General features: G+C 39.1%; 19 protein-coding genes. 10 read left to right on the forward strand and 9 right to left on the reverse strand.

The features are described from left to right. Positions 1 to 60: 60 nt before the first annotated feature. The 3 genes from ACNI3T_RS06955 to ACNI3T_RS06965 form a co-directional block, all read right to left on the reverse strand. Positions 61 to 627, reverse strand: a complete 567-nt coding sequence (locus ACNI3T_RS06955) for a YceI family protein (protein WP_418227203.1) — start codon at positions 625 to 627, stop codon at positions 61 to 63. Between the two features lie 91 nt (positions 628 to 718). After that, positions 719 to 1,987 carry a hypothetical protein gene (locus ACNI3T_RS06960; RefSeq protein WP_418227204.1) on the reverse strand — a complete coding sequence of 423 codons (1,269 nt, stop codon included), beginning with the start codon at positions 1,985 to 1,987 and terminating at the stop codon, positions 719 to 721. 25 nt (positions 1,988 to 2,012) lie between these two features. Further along, the gene (locus ACNI3T_RS06965; protein ID WP_418227205.1) at positions 2,013 to 2,591 is read right to left on the reverse strand and encodes a YceI family protein; all 579 of its coding nucleotides are present in this window, start codon (positions 2,589 to 2,591) and stop codon (positions 2,013 to 2,015) included. A 200-nt stretch (positions 2,592 to 2,791) separates the two neighbouring features. Between ACNI3T_RS06965 and ACNI3T_RS06970 the strand changes: the two genes are divergently transcribed. The 9 genes from ACNI3T_RS06970 to ACNI3T_RS07010 all read left to right on the forward strand — a co-directional run bounded on the left by ACNI3T_RS06970 (position 2,792) and on the right by ACNI3T_RS07010 (position 11,885). Further along, entirely contained in the window at positions 2,792 to 5,176 is a 2,385-nt protein-coding gene (locus tag ACNI3T_RS06970) for a heavy metal translocating P-type ATPase (protein ID WP_418227206.1), read from the forward strand. A gap of 78 nt (positions 5,177 to 5,254) precedes the next feature. Then, positions 5,255 to 5,449, forward strand: coding sequence for a cbb3-type cytochrome oxidase assembly protein CcoS (gene ccoS / locus ACNI3T_RS06975; protein WP_026913724.1), 195 nt, complete (start codon positions 5,255 to 5,257; stop codon positions 5,447 to 5,449). A gap of 2 nt (positions 5,450 to 5,451) precedes the next feature. Next, on the forward strand, positions 5,452 to 7,647 hold the full coding sequence (gene ccoN / locus ACNI3T_RS06980; protein ID WP_418227207.1) for a cytochrome-c oxidase, cbb3-type subunit I: 2,196 nt from the start codon (positions 5,452 to 5,454) through the stop codon (positions 7,645 to 7,647). Between the two features lie 11 nt (positions 7,648 to 7,658). Next, positions 7,659 to 7,871 carry a cytochrome c oxidase subunit IV gene (locus ACNI3T_RS06985; RefSeq protein WP_026913726.1) on the forward strand — a complete coding sequence of 71 codons (213 nt, stop codon included), beginning with the start codon at positions 7,659 to 7,661 and terminating at the stop codon, positions 7,869 to 7,871. Next, the gene (locus ACNI3T_RS06990; RefSeq protein ID WP_026913727.1) at positions 7,868 to 8,824 is read left to right on the forward strand and encodes a cbb3-type cytochrome c oxidase N-terminal domain-containing protein; all 957 of its coding nucleotides are present in this window, start codon (positions 7,868 to 7,870) and stop codon (positions 8,822 to 8,824) included. Before ACNI3T_RS06985 ends, ACNI3T_RS06990 begins: the two co-directional genes overlap by 4 nt. A 12-nt stretch (positions 8,825 to 8,836) precedes the next feature. Continuing rightward, positions 8,837 to 10,258: a cytochrome c oxidase accessory protein CcoG gene (ccoG, locus tag ACNI3T_RS06995; protein ID WP_418227208.1), complete on the forward strand. Its 1,422-nt coding sequence runs from the start codon at positions 8,837 to 8,839 to the stop codon at positions 10,256 to 10,258. A gap of 12 nt (positions 10,259 to 10,270) precedes the next feature. After that, a complete protein-coding gene (locus tag ACNI3T_RS07000) occupies positions 10,271 to 10,720 on the forward strand; it encodes a FixH family protein (protein WP_418227209.1) in 450 nt (149 codons plus the stop codon). Then, the gene (locus tag ACNI3T_RS07005; RefSeq protein WP_418227210.1) at positions 10,721 to 11,425 is read left to right on the forward strand and encodes a sulfite exporter TauE/SafE family protein; all 705 of its coding nucleotides are present in this window, start codon (positions 10,721 to 10,723) and stop codon (positions 11,423 to 11,425) included. It abuts the gene before it with no gap. Then, entirely contained in the window at positions 11,400 to 11,885 is a 486-nt protein-coding gene (locus ACNI3T_RS07010) for a helix-turn-helix domain-containing protein (protein ID WP_418227211.1), read from the forward strand. Before ACNI3T_RS07005 ends, ACNI3T_RS07010 begins: the two co-directional genes overlap by 26 nt. Positions 11,886 to 11,965: 80 nt before the next feature. Here ACNI3T_RS07010 and ACNI3T_RS07015 read toward each other — a convergent pair whose 3' ends face one another. The 3 genes from ACNI3T_RS07015 to ACNI3T_RS07025 all read right to left on the reverse strand — a co-directional run bounded on the left by ACNI3T_RS07015 (position 11,966) and on the right by ACNI3T_RS07025 (position 14,838). Continuing rightward, positions 11,966 to 12,808 carry a DUF4437 domain-containing protein gene (locus ACNI3T_RS07015; protein WP_418227212.1) on the reverse strand — a complete coding sequence of 281 codons (843 nt, stop codon included), beginning with the start codon at positions 12,806 to 12,808 and terminating at the stop codon, positions 11,966 to 11,968. Positions 12,809 to 12,895: 87 nt separating this feature from the next. Then, positions 12,896 to 13,690: an SDR family NAD(P)-dependent oxidoreductase gene (locus ACNI3T_RS07020; RefSeq protein WP_418227213.1), complete on the reverse strand. Its 795-nt coding sequence runs from the start codon at positions 13,688 to 13,690 to the stop codon at positions 12,896 to 12,898. 158 nt (positions 13,691 to 13,848) lie between these two features. After that, positions 13,849 to 14,838, reverse strand: coding sequence for a zinc-dependent alcohol dehydrogenase family protein (locus ACNI3T_RS07025; RefSeq protein ID WP_418227214.1), 990 nt, complete (start codon positions 14,836 to 14,838; stop codon positions 13,849 to 13,851). 91 nt (positions 14,839 to 14,929) lie between these two features. Between ACNI3T_RS07025 and ACNI3T_RS07030 the strand changes: the two genes are divergently transcribed. Beyond that, on the forward strand, positions 14,930 to 15,289 hold the full coding sequence (locus tag ACNI3T_RS07030; RefSeq protein WP_418227215.1) for a winged helix-turn-helix transcriptional regulator: 360 nt from the start codon (positions 14,930 to 14,932) through the stop codon (positions 15,287 to 15,289). Positions 15,290 to 15,407: 118 nt separating this feature from the next. On the opposite strand, the gene ACNI3T_RS07035 is transcribed toward ACNI3T_RS07030, so the two are convergent. The 3 genes from ACNI3T_RS07035 to ACNI3T_RS07045 are packed head-to-tail and all read right to left on the reverse strand — an operon-like array spanning position 15,408 to position 18,221. After that, positions 15,408 to 15,803, reverse strand: coding sequence for a response regulator (locus tag ACNI3T_RS07035; protein ID WP_418227216.1), 396 nt, complete (start codon positions 15,801 to 15,803; stop codon positions 15,408 to 15,410). Beyond that, on the reverse strand, positions 15,803 to 16,201 hold the full coding sequence (locus ACNI3T_RS07040) for a response regulator (protein WP_418227217.1): 399 nt from the start codon (positions 16,199 to 16,201) through the stop codon (positions 15,803 to 15,805). Before ACNI3T_RS07040 ends, ACNI3T_RS07035 begins: the two co-directional genes overlap by 1 nt. Further along, on the reverse strand, positions 16,188 to 18,221 hold the full coding sequence (locus tag ACNI3T_RS07045; protein ID WP_418227218.1) for a PAS domain-containing protein: 2,034 nt from the start codon (positions 18,219 to 18,221) through the stop codon (positions 16,188 to 16,190). The genes ACNI3T_RS07040 and ACNI3T_RS07045 overlap by 14 nt, the downstream gene beginning before the upstream one ends. Between the last annotated feature and the right edge of the window lie 67 nt (positions 18,222 to 18,288).

Consider the following 18,288-nt stretch of genomic DNA (forward strand, 5'->3'; position numbering starts at 1 on the left):
TTTTTTATGTTTTGGTAAATTTTGTCAGCATTATAATTTAACGAAAATCTCAGAGCTATTCTAACGTGCTAACTTTAAATCGAAAGCTACCTCAATATGTTCGTCGACTATGATAAGACCCATCGCTTTCTTAGGAGGCTCAAGTCCAAAGTCTCTAATATTCATTCTGAATTTTCCTTTAAAACGTTGTTCATGTATGCTAACTTGCAACTTGTAATGATTGGTTTGACCAGCCAGTTCTACTCGAATTTCTGCTTCGGGTTCTTCTGAAGTTAAGTCTCTAACCTGCACAATATCGATCACGATCTGTGGATACGAATCGCTCTTTAAAAGATCCTGAAAATCTGAGTTCATCTTTCTATTACCGCAATCAAACCCTTTGGTAAGCAAATTTAGCTGTAGGTCAGTAAACTTTATAAGATCGTGCTCATGAAGGTATTTTACCTGTTTACTATCTGATATCAGTTCTATATCGAATTCACAATGAAACTTATTCACGTTCGTACTTCCCGAGATGATCAGTTCACTTTCTGGAAGTAGCCGGATCGTTTCTTTTTCGAAATCGTTCTGAGCCTGGTTAGACCATCCAAACAGCACAAATCCAATGCATATTAAAAGTCGTTTCATGATCAGAAAATTTTGAGGTTATTAAAAATAGGGTAGCATATTTAGTCCCTTATGGCCTAATTATGCTACCCTTACAAGCATTGATTCTGGATTAGAAGCTTATTGCCGCCTCTACCATAAGGCCATCAAACTTTCCTCCGTGGTGAATGTCGGTAACTGGATACCCGTCGTAGTCCTGGGTTACATATTCCAGTTTCATTAGAATATTCTTGGTCATGAACCATCCTGCTGCAAGTTGAAATCTATTCACATCGATGTCCTCACCGCTGCTAAGTTCCCCGTCTACCATACCGTAACGTCCACCTATATGAAAATCGTTGTTATTTCCAAATCTGTAAAGAAGCTCTCCACTATACTGGTTGTAAGTCCTGTTATCAGACTGGCCACCATCTCTACCTGAAGTTGTTTCAAAAATTCCGAAGAATTCAAGTCCGCCAACTTTCACGAATGGGTTAATCATGATAGAGGTCATTTTATTTCTGAAATCCGGTACAACCATACCACCTCTAAAACCATCACCACCACCTTCTACATCACTCAATACTTCGTAATATCTGGATCCGGCACGGTCACCTCTGTAAAGATAAACTCCTCTGGCATCATTGTGAGCACTGTGGTATACAGATCCTGTAAGTCTGAATCTTCCATTTTCAGAAAACTGGTTATCAAATCCTAATTTAGCAAGGAATGAAGGGCTGGTTTGGTCTTTATCAGATACATTTTGATTAAGCTTACCATTGGTGATACCAACCATTCCTAACCATGGACCATCAAAGTAATATAGTTCTGCTCCAACTTCAGTAGTAAATGCATCCATGATGTAGTTACCAACAAAAGGGTTGTAAGTAGACATGGCATTATCTGTTCTTCTAAAGTGGGCATCACCATAGTTATTTTCCATGTGACCAATCTTAATTCTTAAATGATCCATTAGATCTTCAGCAAATCCTTCGCTAATAAAATTAAGTTTATCCACCTGTATATAACCACCTTTCACATAGGCTTCGTTGTGGTGTTGAGAAGAAAGGTAAGTTCTCAAGTGCATTCTTACTCCGTCGTATAGTGCCACATCAAGATCCAGGTTGGCTGTTGCCAGGTTAAAATTGTTTCCAAGATCTACCAGTTCTATCGGTCCATCGTTTTCCTGGCTAAGTGTCTGGAACTGGATAGTGGAAGCACCACCAACTCTTACATGTACACCATCAAATGTGGTTACGGTATCTTTTGGAGCTTCAAATTGATTAATACCTCTTTGATCACGGAAACGGAAGTTATCCAGATCACGTTGCGTCTGAGCCATTGCTGGCATAGCCATAAGGGCCATTAATACGATACTTAGGTATGTAGTGAAAGTTTTCATAGTTATTGATTTTAAGGTTGAATTATTATTTATTGAACTGGGATTCGAATTTTACTACGACATCTTCTCCTGTAGTGATGGTTCCAAACATTGCTGTTGGTGCTTCCACACCAAAATTGGTCATGTTCAGCTTATGCTCACCTGTTAGAGTGATCGCGTTGGAGGAAGATTTTAGTTTGAAATTAAGTTTGATATCTCTTTTTGTTCCTGCAATCTCCAAACTACCTGTGGTCTTTACATTATAGATACCCGTGGAAACTTTCTCGATGCTCTGTACATCCTTTAGTTTGAAGGTGATCTGCTTATGTTTATTTGTATTTAAAGCTTTATAGGTATTTTTGTCCATCCCGCTTTTTCCACTCATCAGGCTTTTAGCCATTACCGTAAATTCCAGTAGTTCGATATCTTCCAGGCTGGAATCTTCAAATTCCAGGCTTAGATTACCGCCGGTGTTTTCGGCTTTTATGGTCCAGTCGTGAATATTAGAGGTTCCATCTATGTGAAGACTGGAAGCTTCATTATTCAGTTGGTAGGATTGAGCATTTACTCCAATACTTAGAAGGAGTATTGTTGCGAACATCATTAAAGTGCTGTAAGGTCTCATATCATTTACATTTTTAAATCTGTACAAAGATGCTGTAGGGATAGGACGTAAATTATGATGAATGTCAGCTTTTGAAATATTTTAAAACCTCGTGAGCTAGCGAAAACCTTATAGTTGTAAAGAATGTATTCGATGACGCCCGTCATATTTTAAGGAGATCAAATTGGGCAGTTTTGTAGCCTTAATTTTATTTGTGATATATGGAATCATGTTTTCATTGCGGCGAGGATTGCCTGGAGGAATTGATCACCTTTGAGAAGAAATCATTTTGCTGTGCTGGTTGTAAAACTGTTTTCGAGATCTTAAATAGTAATGATCTCTCCTATTATTATGACCTGCAGGAAGCGCCCGGAATTTCTCCAAAGCTAAAAGATGATAAATATGAATACCTCGAAAATGCAGAGATTGTAGACAGGCTTCTGGAATTCGATCATGAGAAAACACAAATAGTATCATTCAGCATTCCATCTATACATTGTAGTTCCTGTATCTGGATCCTTGAAAACCTTCATAAACTTCATGACGGAGTGAAAAGCTCCCAGGTCGACTTTCCGAAGAAAACGATCAGGCTGAGTTTTACTGCTGAAGAGATCAGCCTGAAAAACCTGGTAATCCTGCTTAGTAGGATTGGATACGAACCGAATATTTCTCTGGACAATTTCGAGAAAAAAGAATCTGAACATGATCGAAGCCTGATCTATAAACTCGGGGTTGCTGGTTTTGCATTTGGAAATATCATGTTTCTTTCATTTCCTGAATATTTTGAGATCAATGAATTCTGGCTGGATCAGTTCAAATATTTGTTTCGTTGGTTAATGTTCAGTTTTTCACTGCCGGTGGTATTTTATTCGGGTAAGGATTATTTCATTTCTGCCTATAAAGGACTTAGATCTGGAATGCTGAATATTGATGTTCCTATTGCCCTGGGAATTTTCGTGCTATTCGTGAGAAGTACTGCAGAAATTGTACTCGACCTGGGAACGGGATTTTTCGATAGCCTTAGCGGACTCGTATTTTTCCTTCTCCTCGGAAAGTTCTTTCAACAAAAAACCTATTCGTTTCTTTCTTTTGAAAGAGATTATAAATCATATTTTCCTATTGCTGTTACCCGTATCTCTTCTGAAGATGAACAAGTTGAAGAACAGGTTCAGGTTTATAAGATCAGGAAAGGTGATACTGTGCTCATTAGAAATGAAGAACTTATCCCAATGGACGCTGAAATTCTGGAAGGACAGGCGAACATTGACTACAGTTTTGTCACCGGGGAAGCAGACCTTGTGAATAAAGCTGAAGGAGATAAAGTCTACGCAGGAGGAAGGCAAAAAGGCAGCATAATTAAACTGAAGGTTCTCAAGCGGGTAGAGCAGAGCTATCTTACTGAATTATGGAGTAATGAGGTATTTCAGAAGGACAGATCTTTCGGTTTCCAGTCGCTTACCAACAGGATTAGTAAAAATTTTACCATTGCCGTGCTAAGTATTGCAGTCCTGGCTACCACTTTCTGGCTGTTCGCAGATCCATCAAAAGCATGGAACGTATTCACCGCGGTATTAATTATTGCCTGTCCCTGTGCGATCGCCCTTGCTGCGCCTTTTACCCTTGGTAACCTGCTTAGAATTTTCGGAAAGAAAGGAATCTATCTAAAGGACGCTTCAGTAATAGAAAGAATGGCGGCAATTGATACAGTAGTTTTTGATAAAACTGGAACGATCACCACGACGGGACAAACCACTGCTGAATATGAGGGACTTGAACTAAGTGATAAAGAACTTCAAATGCTGGGTGGTAGTCTAAAAGCCTCTTCACATCCTTTAAGTAGATCATTGTATTCGATCCTTCAGCATCACGGTATACGAACGCCCGATAGCTATAAAGAATATGTGGGCGCAGGAATTGAATGCGATTTCGAAGGAAATCGTATAAAAATCGGCTCAGCAAGATTTACCGGAGAAAGTGATTCCGAAGAAATTAGTAATGGGAAAACTGCAGTTCATATAAGTTCGAATGAGCAATATAAAGGTTGCTTCAGTTTTAGAAATACTTATAGAAAAGGAATGTCTGGCCTGTTCCAGCAACTTTCCAGGGACAAATACATCATTGTACTTTCCGGAGATAATGAGGGGGAGCGCGATCGTTTGCAAAGTTTACTTCCTGTGGAATCGGGAATACACTTTAACCAGAAGCCCGGTGATAAGCTTGAGTTCATTAGACAACTACAGCATGGAGGCCGCAAGGTAATGATGGTTGGAGATGGCCTGAATGATGCCGGAGCCCTTGCGCAAAGTGAAATTGGAATTGCAGTTTCAGAAGATATCAATGTATTTTCTCCTGCCTGTGATGGCGTCATGGATGCCTCCATATTATCGAATTTAGCCGATTATTTTGATCTGGCTAAAAAGGGAGTCAGTATTATCCAGGCGAGCTTTATACTATCTCTCGTGTATAATATTACCGGACTTGCCTTTGCAGTCACCGGGAATCTTATGCCCGTGGTCGCTGCGATCCTTATGCCGCTAAGCTCCATAAGCATCGTGATTTTTACAACGCTGGCCACTCAAATTCTATCAAAAAAGCTTAAAAAATAAAATAAAATCTCAAAGCTGACAATCGTCATTTTTTAGAGCCTTTCCCCGAAATACTTTTACACCCAGATTAACAGAATAATGAGCATTATCTACATGTTACTGGCTATTAGTGTTGTGGTGGCCATCATCTTTTTCGTAGCCTTTATAGTTTCAGTCAGGAAAGGCCAGTATGATGATGTGTATACACCCTCTGTACGAATGCTTTTTGAAGATGAACTTGTTAAATCTCCAGCGAAAGAAAATCAACCCGTCAATAAAGAGAAATTTAATTAATTATGGATCTACAGCAATTCTATTACGATAATAAGATCGTAAAGAAATTTATCATTGCCACCATGTTCTGGGGCATTATTGGTATGAGCGTTGGCTTACTGCTCGCTTTTATGTTCATTTTTCCAAATATAACCGAAGGTATACCCTGGCTTAGCTTTGGTAGATTAAGGCCGCTGCATACCAACGCGGTAATCTTCGCATTTGTAGGGAATGCGATCTTCGCCGGGGTATACTATTCTACCCAGCGTCTTTTAAAGGCGAGGATGTGGAGCGATGCCCTTAGTAATATCAACTTTTGGGGTTGGCAGCTTATTATCATTGGAGCAGCGATCACTCTGCCATTAGGGTATACTTCCTCTAAAGAGTATGCAGAACTGGAATGGCCTTTTGATATTGCGATCGCCGTGATCTGGGTAGCCTTTGGTGCCAATCTTATTGGTACGATGATTAAAAGGAGACAACGCCACCTGTATGTGGCGATCTGGTTTTACCTTGCCACGTTCGTAACCGTTGCTGTACTCCATATCGTTAATAATATTGAAATTCCTGTAAGCGCTTTAAAAAGTTATTCTTTTTATTCAGGTGTTCAGGATGCCCTTGTACAATGGTGGTATGGTCATAATGCTGTAGCATTCTTCCTAACCACGCCATTCCTTGGATTGATGTATTACTTTGTTCCAAAGGCTGCAAATCGTCCTGTATATTCTTACCGACTATCGATCATTCACTTCTGGTCGCTGATATTTATCTATATCTGGGCTGGACCTCACCACTTACTATATACATCTTTGCCAGATTGGGCACAAAACCTTGGAGTTGCCTTTTCTGTAATGCTACTATTCCCATCATGGGGTGGAATGATCAATGGTTTGCTAACGCTTCGTGGAGCCTGGGATAAAGTTAGAGTAGACCCTGTATTGAAATTTATGGTGGTGGCAATTACCGGGTATGGAATGGCAACTTTTGAAGGTCCCATGCTTTCCCTTAAAAATGTAAATGCCATCGCACATTTTAGTGACTGGATCATTGCACACGTACATGTTGGAGCACTGGCATGGAATGGTTTTATGACCTTCGGGATGATCTACTGGCTGGTACCAAGATTGTTCAAAACAAAACTATATTCACTTAAACTGGCGAACACACATTTCTGGATAGGAACGCTGGGAATTATCATTTACGCATTGCCAATGTATGTTGCGGGATTCGTACAGGCTTCTATGTGGAAACAGTTCAATCCAGATGGAACCCTAACCTACGGTAACTTTCTGGAAACAGTTACGCAGATCATTCCAATGTACTGGATGAGAGCTATTGGTGGAAGTTTATACATCGTAGGTGCTTTCGTAATGCTTTATAATATTGTAAAAACGATACGTCAGGGTAATGCCGTGGAAGATGAGCTTGCTGAAGCTGCTGCATTGCAACCGGTAACCAGTAAAAGAACTGCCGGTGAAGCTTACCACAGCTGGCTTGAAAGAAGACCTGTAAAACTTACCATTTTTGCTACCCTCGCTATCCTCGTTGGAGGTATTGTGCAAATAGTTCCATCATTAATGGTAGATGAATATGTGCCGGTAATTTCCAGTGTAAAACCATACACACCTCTGGAATTGGAAGGCCGGGATCTTTATATCCGCGAAGGTTGTGTTTCCTGTCATTCGCAGATGGTACGACCTTTTAGAAGTGAAGTGGAACGCTATGGAGAATATTCGAAAGCTGGTGAATACAGGTATGACTTCCCATTTCTTTGGGGAAGTAAAAGAACCGGACCAGATCTTCATAGGGTGGGTATGAAATATTCAGATAACTGGCACCTTAATCATATGTACGATCCTCAAAGTACTTCTTCAGGTTCTATTATGCCTTCTTATACCTGGCTAATTCAGGATGAACTTGACAAATCTGATACTGAAGATAAAATGCGTGCGATGCAAACTCTAGGAGTGCCTTATACAGATGAGGAGATCGAAAGAGCCCAGCAGTGGATGACAGAACAGGGAACTGAAATTGAAAAGAACCTTTACCAGGATCCAGATTTTGTTAAGAGTTATGAGGCAGATAAAAAGTTTGCTGTAGAGAATGGCGAGGAGTTCACAGAAATGAGAGATCGTGAGATCGTAGCTCTTATTGCATACCTGCAGCGACTGGGAACAGATATCAAAGCCGAAGATTTAAAACAAGTATCAACTAACTAAAACCTGAGACCATGTTGAAATTCGTAAAAGGTCCATTGGAAAGTATAGAAGGGGTAGCGATCTATCCCATTATCTCACTGCTTATATTCTTCATCTTTTTCACTGCGCTCTTCTGGTGGGTGTTCACTGCTAAAAAGGATTATATCAGGAAAGTAAGCGACATTCCATTAGACCAGGAAGATGAACTAATGATGCCCATCATCGTAAAAGATAACAAATCATGAAAAATACATTTTCAGTATTAAGAATTAGCGGACTTATCGCCCTGGCGATCATACTGGCAGAGCTTACCATTGAAACCGGTGATAAATCTGTTTTGGAAGTATATCCAATTTTCTGGCTTGTTCTTGGAGTGATCCTGCTTCTAGCGATTGCCATCGAAGTTTCGGTTGCAGCCCTGGACAAGACCTTATATATGTCTTTAAAGCCCGATGATCGTGCAGCTTATGATGCAGCCGTAGCGGTAAGGGAAAAGAATCGTTTTGCCTGGTTCAAAGAAACTTACGACAAGTTACTGGACAAAAAGCCAATTGAAAATGAAGATGAGATCATTCTTGATCATAATTATGACGGCATCAAAGAGCTGGATAATAACCTTCCACCCTGGTGGCTTTATGGATTTTACGCCAGTATAATTTTCGCCGGAATTTACCTGGCAAGATACCATGTTTTCGATGGCGCTACTCAAAAAGACGAATACCTGGCTGAGGTTGCAGAAGCTAAGGCAGCGGTGGAAGCCTATAAAGAAAACGCCAAAGGCCTTATTGATGCTAATACTGTGGAGTTGCTTACAGGTACTGAAGATATCAATGCCGGGAAAGCAATTTTCTCAGGAAACTGTGCTGCCTGTCACAAAATTGATGGTGGAGGTGGAATTGGTCCTAACCTAACCGACTCTTACTGGATTCTGGGTGGTGGTATCAAGAATGTTTTTAATACAATTTCTGAAGGAGGACGTGCTGGAAAGGGGATGGTATCCTGGAAAACCGATCTAAAACCTGAAGAAATTGCCCAGGTTGCCAGTTATGTGTTGAGTTTGCATTCCACAACTCCTTTAGACCCAAAAGAACCTGAAGGTGAACTATGGGTAGATCCAGATGCGAGAGTGGATGAGGTTAAGGTAGAGGCAATAGATTCAGCTTCTATTGAAATAGAAATGAGTTACGAGGAAGAGTAAAATCTACATATTTTGGAAAAAGAGGAGCACGAAAGGTTTAGGGATAGTATAGGCACGGTTACTCCAGAAGGTAAACGTTCCTGGGTGTATCCCAAAAAACCTGATGGTAGATTATATAAATATCGGCAGTGGGTAAGTTATTTTTTACTGGCGATACTTTTTACAGCTCCTTTTTTAAAGATCAATGGGAATCAATTTCTCATGTTCAATGTACTGGAACGCCGCTTCAATATCTTCGGAACAATCTTTTGGCCGCAGGATTTCTATCTTTTCGTTTTGATGATGTTAATAGGAGTGGTTTTCGTTGTTTTATTTACGGTAGCCTTCGGAAGAATATTTTGTGGCTGGATATGCCCCCAAACGATCTTTATGGAAATGGTTTTCCGAAGAATCGAATATTGGATTGAAGGAGATAGGGGCAAACAGATACGACTGGACAAGCAGCAATGGAACGCTGAAAAGATCAGGAAAAAGACAACCAAATGGTTTGTCTTCTTTTTGATCTCCTTTCTAATCGCCAATGTATTTCTGGCTTACCTTATAGGGAGTGATAGACTGCTTCTTTACATTGAGGAAGGTCCGCAGGCACATCTTAGCACCTTGATCTCCTTGCTGCTTTTTACGGGAGTCTTCTATTTTGTATTCGCCTGGTTCAGAGAACAGGTGTGTATTATAGCCTGTCCTTATGGAAGGCTTCAGGGTGTACTGCTGGACAATAAATCTATTGTGGTTGCTTACGATCATAAACGTGGCGAAAAGGAAGCGGGTAGAGCGAAATTCAGAAAAAACGAAGATCGTGAAGCCAGCGGGAAAGGTGACTGTATCGATTGTTTTCAATGTGTGCAGGTTTGCCCTACAGGAATAGATATTCGAAATGGAACCCAGTTGGAATGTGTGAACTGCACAGCTTGTATAGATGCCTGTAATCATATGATGGATGCGGTGGATCTTCCGCAGGGATTGATTAGATATGCAAGTGAAGAGAATATAGAGAAGCAAAAGAAATTCAGGTTTACTCCGCGTATCAAAGGCTATGCTGCAGTTTTATTTATTCTCGTTACGGTATTAAGTGGCATGTTGTTTTTAAGAAGTGATGTGGAAGCCAATATTCTTAGGTTACCCGGCCAGCTTTATGAACATAAGGATGGAAATATCATTAGCAATGTGTACACCTTTAAACTTATAAATAAAACTTCTGTGGATTACGATAATGTAAAGTTTGAAATCAAGTCGCATCCCGGAACTATACATACCGTTAAAGGGAAATCTATGAGAATTCCTCCGAACGGTATGGCCGAAGGAACCTTGTTTGTGGAAATTAACCAGGCAGCACTGGAAAACGAAAAAGATAAGATCGTTATCGAGGTTTATAATGGAGAACAACTAATAGAAACTACCGGTACCACGTTTTTGGGACCAAGGAGTTACCACTAACCACTAGAAATTATGAAGATAAATTGGGGAACCGGAATTGTAATTGGAATGCTCGCATTCATTAGCTTCATCATGTACTTTGTCGTCACCATGATGAGCAGTTCAGACTATGATCATGATCTTGTGGTAGAGGACTATTATAAGGCAGAGCTGCATTACCAACAGGATATAGATGCGCAGGAAAATGCCTTTGCGCTCAATGAACAGATCAGCCTTGAAAGAAGGGGTGAAAGTTTGATAATAATTTTCCCTGAAGGGATTGACCTGGAAAACACGATGGGTACGGTAAGCCTGTATAGGCCTTCCAACAAGAAACTTGATTTTAGTATTCCCTTTTCTGAAATTAAAAGTTCTGAATTTAAGATCCCAGCAAATCAACTTGTGAATGGCAGATGGAATGTAAAGGTCACCTGGAAGAATGATGAAAAGGAATTCATGTATAAAACTGAAATAGTCTACTAAATGCTGTTTTCTGCGCTCATATTTGGATTACTTGGAAGCTTCCATTGTATTGGTATGTGTGGGCCTATTGCATTTTTGCTTCCACTAGACCGGGAAAATAAATTCAGGAAATTCCTGCAGATCTTTCTATATCACTCCGGCCGTCTTTTTTCCTACGGAATTATAGGGCTGGCGTTCGGATTTGCCGGGAGAAGCCTGTCTCTTTTTGGGCTCCAACAGCAATTATCTATCATCATCGGGATCACCATGCTGTTTCTTGTACTTATTCCGAAGAAAAAACTAGGTAGATTCAATCCTGAAAATGCTAATTTCAAAGTAGTGAAAGACCTGAAAAATTACCTTGGGAAGGAATTGAGAAAGAAGAATCCAGACACCTACTTTAGCGTTGGTTTTTTGAATGGTTTTTTACCCTGCGGACTCGTGTATATGGCAGTTTTTGGAGCAGTTGCCGGTGGTAGCGCAATATACGGTAGTTTATATATGGTCATTTTTGGACTTGGAACCATCCCGTTGATGACCAGTGCGATCTGGTTAAGCAACGTAATTTCTGTAAAAAACCGAATATATATTCGCAAGCTAATTCCTGTGTTTATAGCCATTATCGCCATACTATTCATCATTAGAGGAATGGGGCTAGGTATTCCTTATCTCTCCCCGGGCGAACCTATCATGAAAATTGGTGCTGTCATGGAGTGCCAACCTTGAAACACTGAATCAGGATGAATTCAGTAAGGAGATCATTATTTCACAATTGTGCGTTCTTCTTAAGTATGCGAATCGATTTTATGAAAGACAATTTTTAAATTACAAAGAACTTTCACACAACTTGTTAGAACAATTTAACGAGCAGTTATCTAATTATTTTGAATCTGGACAACTAAAGGAGAACGGGATTCCAAGTATTCAGCATATCGCAGATAAACTTTCGGTTTCAAAACGCTATTTGAGCGATACCTTAAAGAAAGAGACAGGAAAAACTTCCACAGAGCATATGCAATTATATCTTATTGATGAAGCAAAGAATATTCTGCTGAATCCAGAAAAGTCAATTTCTGAAGTTGCATATGAACTGGGATTTGAGTACCCACCTTACTTCTCAAGATTATTTAAGAAGAAAGAAGGCATTAGCCCTTACGCGTACAGGGAGAAATACAAAATGAACTAATTAGTTAAACGCTGAATCCATTAGGCGTTTAACTTCAGATTTAATAATCACTAGATCTAGATATACTTAAGAACTTTGAACTATCGAATCTCAAATTTCGCATTGGTTCTAATGTAGAGCAGTACTTCAGCAGTAGTATTTATCTTATGAGAACTTCTAGTTGTAGAACTAAAAGAACTTCCTCTGTCCAGTTGTGTCAATGCATTCTCTCCCGGCATTTGATATCCAATATTTCCTGAAATCACGATTCCTGTAAAAACTTCTCCATCACTTAGAATTTCTCCATGATAGTTTTCAGGTAAATGGATTAAGATGCCCTGAACGTTTTGTGAGTTTTTCCATAGGAAACTTAGCTGGGCAAGACTATTTTCAGAGATCCAGTGTGTTGCAGTATGATCAAGCCAAACGACATTAGAAATATCGAGGTTAAGTGGTCGTTCATTATTCTGAAAAGATTCTTCCACGGGCTTAACAAGGTACGGGCCATGATCTATTTCAATATAAGCCATGGTTGCTTTTCCTTTAGCAGCAGTAATATGTGAGGCGCCAGCAGGCTGCGTCCAGAATGAACCTGTAGGCATCCACATTCTTTCAGCCTCCAGATCATCGTTATGAATGAGTCCGTTCATTACAATAGCTCGATACGTTACATTGTGAATATGTGGTGGAGAAGAAAAACCATCCTTGAATTTCCCAATATAGCCTGTAGCGACATCAGCTTTCCTGTCTCCCCAGATGGTTCCTGCTAAAGGGCTCTGGTCACCTCGCGCAGGGTTCATCTTTTCCCATTTAATTTCTGAACTTAGTGTGATTTTATTTGTAAATCCTTCAGATTCAGCTCTATTCTTTTCTTGCGTCGTTTGATAGGCATAGCTCGAAAACCCAAATAAGATAGTAGCTATGAGTATAAAAATTTTTGTCATTTTATATAATTTTATTGTGATCGATTTCATTTGGTGGGAAGTGTTAGTTCAATACTGAAGTTAGCTGCTGAAAGAAAACACAAAAGATCAAGACTTGACTAGCCGCTCAGTTACTTTTAATAGATCTTCAATCCTAGGTTTATTGTAGGCATCTGCGTGGGCAGCACCAAAAGCCTCCTTGTCATTATCGAAGTATTTGCTGGTACCACTCTTATATTTATCTGAATTTGCCAGGTTAACTAATATTTGTGAGCCTTTATCTGCCGGTGACCAATGCTTCCCAAAAGCCTTCTTCACCATATTCGTATTTAGCAGGGAACCTGGATTTACTGCGATTACCGTTGTTTCAATAACCTTTTCCGCAAGTTGAAAACTCCACATCGTAAGTGCCAGCTTGCTTTGGGCATAAGCTTCACTTTCCGGAAGATTTTCTTCGCCTTGCAATGCTTTTAAAGAAACTGGAGATTGCGCTGCCGAACTCAAATTGATGATTCTTTCAATCTTTCCCTGATAAAGATTAAGAAGGTGATTAGTAAGCAGGTATGGAGCTAGATAGTTTACCATAAACCTCATGTCCAGTCCTTGAGCATTTTTGGATTCGTTTGTCATATAGACCCCGGCGTTATTGATAAGAACGTCAATTGAATCTTCAGAATTATAAATTTCTTCGGCAAGAGACCTTATGTTTTCAATATTAGAAAGGTCGGCTGTAAAACCTTGAATTTTTTGATTTCCTGTTTTATTTCGAATCTCAAAAATAACATTCTCTAATTTTGCCTTATTTCTCCCATGAATGATAACCCGGTGCCCATAGGTTGCGAGACTGAAAGCAGTCAGTTTTCCAATTCCATCGGTGCTTCCGGTTATAAGTATTGTTTTCATCACGTTCGTTTTAATAATCTAAACTGAATTTTGAGAACCCTGATTAATATAGGCTAGAGATTATTTTTAGATAGAAACCCTTCAGAAGAATATATGTTTATCAATTTATATCATTTTATTCTGAAGAATGCTCTATTTGTTAAGTTTTTGGATCATCATTAGGCATTTTCCACAACAACTTTACCCATCGCCTTGCCGCTTTCCAACCTCGTGTATGCCTGTCCTACTTGCTTTATGGTAAAATTAGATTCATCAAGCAATGGTATTAATTTACCCTCTTCAGCGATTCTGGTCAGCTTTTTTAGAATTTTTCCATGTTCTTCGCGCTTATGGTTGTGTAGCATTGGAATAAGCATAAAGACAACGTGAAGTGACAGACCTTTAAAATGCATAGGATTAAGATCCATTTCTAGCATGGAAACCGTAGTTGCAATTTGTCCATTCAATGCAGCGGCTTCAAAAGATTTACTCAGGTTTTCACCTCCTACGGAATCGAAAACAACATCAAAGCCATGTCCAGCTGTATGCTTTTCAACATAATCTTCTACAGATTCTTCTTTATAATTAATTCCTTTCGCCCCAAAGTTTTCGATGACTTCAAGTTGTTTAGTACCACCACCGGTAGAAAATACCTCAGCTCCAAAATATTTAGCTAATTGTATAGCGAGATGACCAACCCCACCTGAACCTCCGTGAACAAGAACCTTTTGTCCCTTTTGAACCTGGGCACGGGTCAATCCTTCATAAGCAGTTATTCCAACCAAGGGAATAGCCGCTGCTTCTTTCATGCTTAGATTCTTCGGTTTATGTGCTATTAGATTATGGTCTGCAGCAATGTATTCAGCAAGAGTTCCCTGAAGGTCTGCCAGTCCGCCTGCACAACCATAGACTTCATCACCAACAGAAAATCCTTCCACGCCATCCCCAATTTTTTCGATGATTCCTGCGAAATCCATTCCCAGTATTGCTGGAGCGTCTGGTGATAATGGCAGATCCTTTCCCATATTCTTGATCATCGTATCTACTGTATTGACACTGGAAGCAACGATCTTTACTAAAACCTCTCCAACTTTTACTTCAGGCTTTACAACTTCAGATAATTCAAATGTTGAGTTTTCTCCATATTCATTTAGAACCATTGCTTTCATATTCTTATTTTTTAATTACTATAAAAATTATAGTAGCAAAATTAAGTATAGGATCCTATATTTGCAATAACGGTCAAAATTGATAGTAACTATGAAAGCTAATACTTCAGACTCAAATCATATATATAATGGGGAATCCTATCCATGCTGCGCAAGCCTAACTATGGGAATCATTGGAGGAAAATGGAAAGCTGTGATATTATTTCACTTGAAGAATGGCACTTTGCGTTATAATGAACTCAGGAAAATGATGCCTACGGTTACGGAGAGAACACTGAGTCTTCAATTACGAAAGCTCGAGGATGACGGTATTGTAGATAGAGCAGTGTATCATCAGAAACCACCTTTAAAGGTGGAATATTCGCTAAGTGCAAGGGGAAAAACTTTGATTCCGTTAATTGAAGCCATTGCCGATTGGGGCGACTATGTTATATCGGAACATCCTAAATAGAGTTTTGTGCGCTGAATTTTGAGTAGTCAAGTGTTTTACAAAAATCACATACTTCAATTCAGATTTGTATAAGTAAGGCGATTTTCTCATTCAGAAATTACCTCTTCAAAGTTTATAACTAAGGATTTATAATATCCAACTCTGCCAGTTTCTCCCTCGTAAGTGGTTTTCTTATTACTTTACGAACATATGGATGTGAGCTTACGTTCTCTATTTCGGCAGGATTATTAGAAAAGGTGAGTACATAAACTGTGATATTATAATGAATTCCAGCTTGCTGTAGTTTATCCAGTAATTGCAGTCCGGAGAGAATGGGCATATTGAGATCTAGAAAAACGAGAACTTCCTTTACATCTTCATCCATACTTATAAGAATATCCAATGCTCGGGTAGAATCATCGTATCTCTCCAGAAAATTTTCAGGAAAGAAATCCTGCAGAAAAAGTTTTTGAATTGTATGGATGATCGTGTCATCATCAATCACAAAAATCCTGTCAAATTTGGTATTCGCCATCAGTCTTCCATTCTTTCAATAAGCTCCACCAATGTTTGCATCGTAATTGGTTTCACCAGATAATTTTTCACCACATTATAAGCTGAAGCCTTTTGCCTGTCGGCTTCGTTGATACTACTGGTCAATATATAGATCGTAATTTGTTTTTCAATAGGCAATTTAGAAAATTCATCTAAAAATTTCCAACCATCCCATACCGGCATGGTGAGATCCAAAAGGATGATCTCGGGAAGTGTTTTCTTGCTTTCCCAATTCTCTTTGAGCCCATCGTAAGCTTCTTTTCCATCATTATAGATCTGGATATTTTCTATATATCCTGAAGATTCCAAATATCTTTTGGAAAGGTAGATATGCACAGGATCATCTTCTATAAGACAGGCTAGATTAATTTTGTTCATTAGGTAGTTTAATTATAAATTTTGTTCCAACATCTACTGTACTTTCAATATCAATAGATCCGTTCATATTTTCAACTTGATTCTTGACCAGGAATAAACCTACGCCTCTCGCGTCCTCGTGTTTGTGAAAGATCTTATACATTTTAAAAAGATCCTTGCGATGAGTATCCAGGTCTATACCAATACCATTATCCTCGATCTCGATTAATACCAGTTTATTCAGAACATCTTCTTTAGCCGTGATCTTGATCATACTATCTCTATCTGGTGAAGAATATTTGATCCCATTAGTGACCAGGTTCAACAGGATGCTTTCAATATAAGCTCTCAATCCATATACGTTTATCGTTTCTCCAACTTCCACATATATTTCAATATTTCCAGTCTTTGTAAGCGGTTCTACGCTTTCAACGATTTTATTTACTGCAGTTTTTAATTGAATGATTTGAAAATCTTCCTGTCCTGATACATTTACTTTCACGATATCATTAAGATCATGAATGGTAGATTCCAGGTTTCCTGAGGCTGTTTTTAGATGTTTGAAAGGTTCTTCAACTTTAATCTCCGGATTGGATTCACTTAAGAAATCAAGTAATAATGAGATTCCACTGGAGTGAGAGCGTAAATTATGAGAAACGATATGTGCGAAATTTTTTAATCGGTCATTTTGCTTCTCGGTAATGGAAAGAAGCTTTTCGATCTTCTGAAAGTTCAATTCCTGTAACTCTTCATTTCTCTTTTTTTCTGAAATATCTTCGACAAAACTCCAGATGATTTTCTTACCATTGGGATCTTTAGCTAACACCCCTCTTAATAAAACCGGGTATTTAGATCCATCTTTTCTAATGTATTCTTTTTCGTATGGCCCGTAGCTTCCTGTTGCATCCAGTTCTTTGAGCTGCTCTTTCTCCATATCCAGATATTCTTCCGGAGTTAACTGAAAATAGGTGAGATTTAAAAATTCCTCCTGACTATAACCCGTAGGTTCTACCAATCTCTTATTCACTTCTATAAAAGCACCAGTCTCGTAATCATTTAAGGCGATCCCTAATGGAGATAAATTATATAAAGATTCAAGAAGCTTTTCTCTAAACTGTATCTCAACATCAACTTTCTTCTTATCACTAATATCGCGGTGTAAGCCATACATTCTGGTTGGTCTTCCACTTGCATCTCTTTCGAAGATCTTTCCCTGGCTGGATATCCAAAGATACTTACCGTTCTTATGCTTTATTCTAAATTCACTGCTGAACTTTTTCTTTTTACCATCGAAATGTAGCTGTACTTGTTGCTGAAGTGGCTGCAGATCATCAGGATGAACGATGGTTCTCCAGGAATCAACCATCTGGTTTGGGAACTCGCTTCGAGAGTAACCGGAAATCTGGAACCAGACATCATTAAAACTCATTTTGTCATTGACGATATCCCAGTCAAAAGTGGCAGTCTCAGTACCTTCAATGATATAATTATTTTTTGTTTGCTCCCTGAGCAGGTTTTCATTAAGTTGTTTCAACTCATTGGTCTTTCGGGAAAGCTCGATCGACTTCATTACCTGGTTTGCAACCTTTTTAAGCTTTTCTATTTGTTCTTCGGAAAAGCTTTTAGGCTCAAAATCTATGGTACATAAAGAACCTATTGAATAACCTGACGAATTCGAAAGTGGTACACCCGCATAAGAAAGAATTGGATTTTCTCCGGTTACAAAAGGATTATTTCTGAATCTTTCATCTTCCCGTGCATTTTCTACCACCATAAATCCTTCCGGAGAACTAATAGTATGAGCGCAAAAAGTAAACTCCCTCGGGAATTCCCTTGTTTCGAGGTCCATACCATAAGCCGACTTTATATATTGCGTATTCTGGCCAATTAAAGTGATCAAGGCACTTGGAGTACCACAAATCTCAGCAGCCATAGCACTTAAGAAATCAAGATCTTCATCATCGATTCGTTGTTGCGGCTTGTATTTCTCAACTTCGAGATTTCTACTCTTGTCGTTCTCAGGAATAGGTATATTCTTCATAATTTACGAATGTCGGGGCTATACATTTGATGCTTAAAACTAAACATTTATTTCTATCTAACCTGAA

The sequence above is a fragment of the Christiangramia qingdaonensis genome (genome assembly GCF_048381525.1).
GTDB lineage: Bacteria > Bacteroidota > Bacteroidia > Flavobacteriales > Flavobacteriaceae > Christiangramia.

Bases quoted from the DNA above. Each gene is read 5' to 3' on its own strand.
- ACNI3T_RS06985 (WP_026913726.1), top strand. From the start codon at position 7,659: ATGTTGAAATTCGTAAAAGGTCCATTGGAAAGTATAGAAGGGGTAGCG.
- ACNI3T_RS06970 (WP_418227206.1), top strand. From the start codon at position 2,792: ATGGAATCATGTTTTCATTGCGGCGAGGATTGCCTGGAGGAATTGATC.
- ACNI3T_RS07040 (WP_418227217.1), bottom strand. From the start codon at position 16,201: ATGAACAAAATTAATCTAGCCTGTCTTATAGAAGATGATCCTGTGCAT.
- ccoS (WP_026913724.1), top strand. From the start codon at position 5,255: ATGAGCATTATCTACATGTTACTGGCTATTAGTGTTGTGGTGGCCATC.
- ACNI3T_RS07020 (WP_418227213.1), bottom strand. From the start codon at position 13,690: ATGAAAACAATACTTATAACCGGAAGCACCGATGGAATTGGAAAACTG.
- ACNI3T_RS07005 (WP_418227210.1), top strand. From the start codon at position 10,721: ATGCTGTTTTCTGCGCTCATATTTGGATTACTTGGAAGCTTCCATTGT.
- ACNI3T_RS07025 (WP_418227214.1), bottom strand. From the start codon at position 14,838: ATGAAAGCAATGGTTCTAAATGAATATGGAGAAAACTCAACATTTGAA.
- ACNI3T_RS06990 (WP_026913727.1), top strand. From the start codon at position 7,868: ATGAAAAATACATTTTCAGTATTAAGAATTAGCGGACTTATCGCCCTG.
- ccoN (WP_418227207.1), top strand. From the start codon at position 5,452: ATGGATCTACAGCAATTCTATTACGATAATAAGATCGTAAAGAAATTT.
- ACNI3T_RS07030 (WP_418227215.1), top strand. From the start codon at position 14,930: ATGAAAGCTAATACTTCAGACTCAAATCATATATATAATGGGGAATCC.
- ACNI3T_RS06955 (WP_418227203.1), bottom strand. From the start codon at position 627: ATGAAACGACTTTTAATATGCATTGGATTTGTGCTGTTTGGATGGTCT.
- ACNI3T_RS07015 (WP_418227212.1), bottom strand. From the start codon at position 12,808: ATGACAAAAATTTTTATACTCATAGCTACTATCTTATTTGGGTTTTCG.
- ACNI3T_RS06965 (WP_418227205.1), bottom strand. From the start codon at position 2,591: ATGAGACCTTACAGCACTTTAATGATGTTCGCAACAATACTCCTTCTA.
- ACNI3T_RS07045 (WP_418227218.1), bottom strand. From the start codon at position 18,221: ATGAAGAATATACCTATTCCTGAGAACGACAAGAGTAGAAATCTCGAA.
- ACNI3T_RS06960 (WP_418227204.1), bottom strand. From the start codon at position 1,987: ATGAAAACTTTCACTACATACCTAAGTATCGTATTAATGGCCCTTATG.
- ACNI3T_RS07035 (WP_418227216.1), bottom strand. From the start codon at position 15,803: ATGGCGAATACCAAATTTGACAGGATTTTTGTGATTGATGATGACACG.
- ACNI3T_RS07000 (WP_418227209.1), top strand. From the start codon at position 10,271: ATGAAGATAAATTGGGGAACCGGAATTGTAATTGGAATGCTCGCATTC.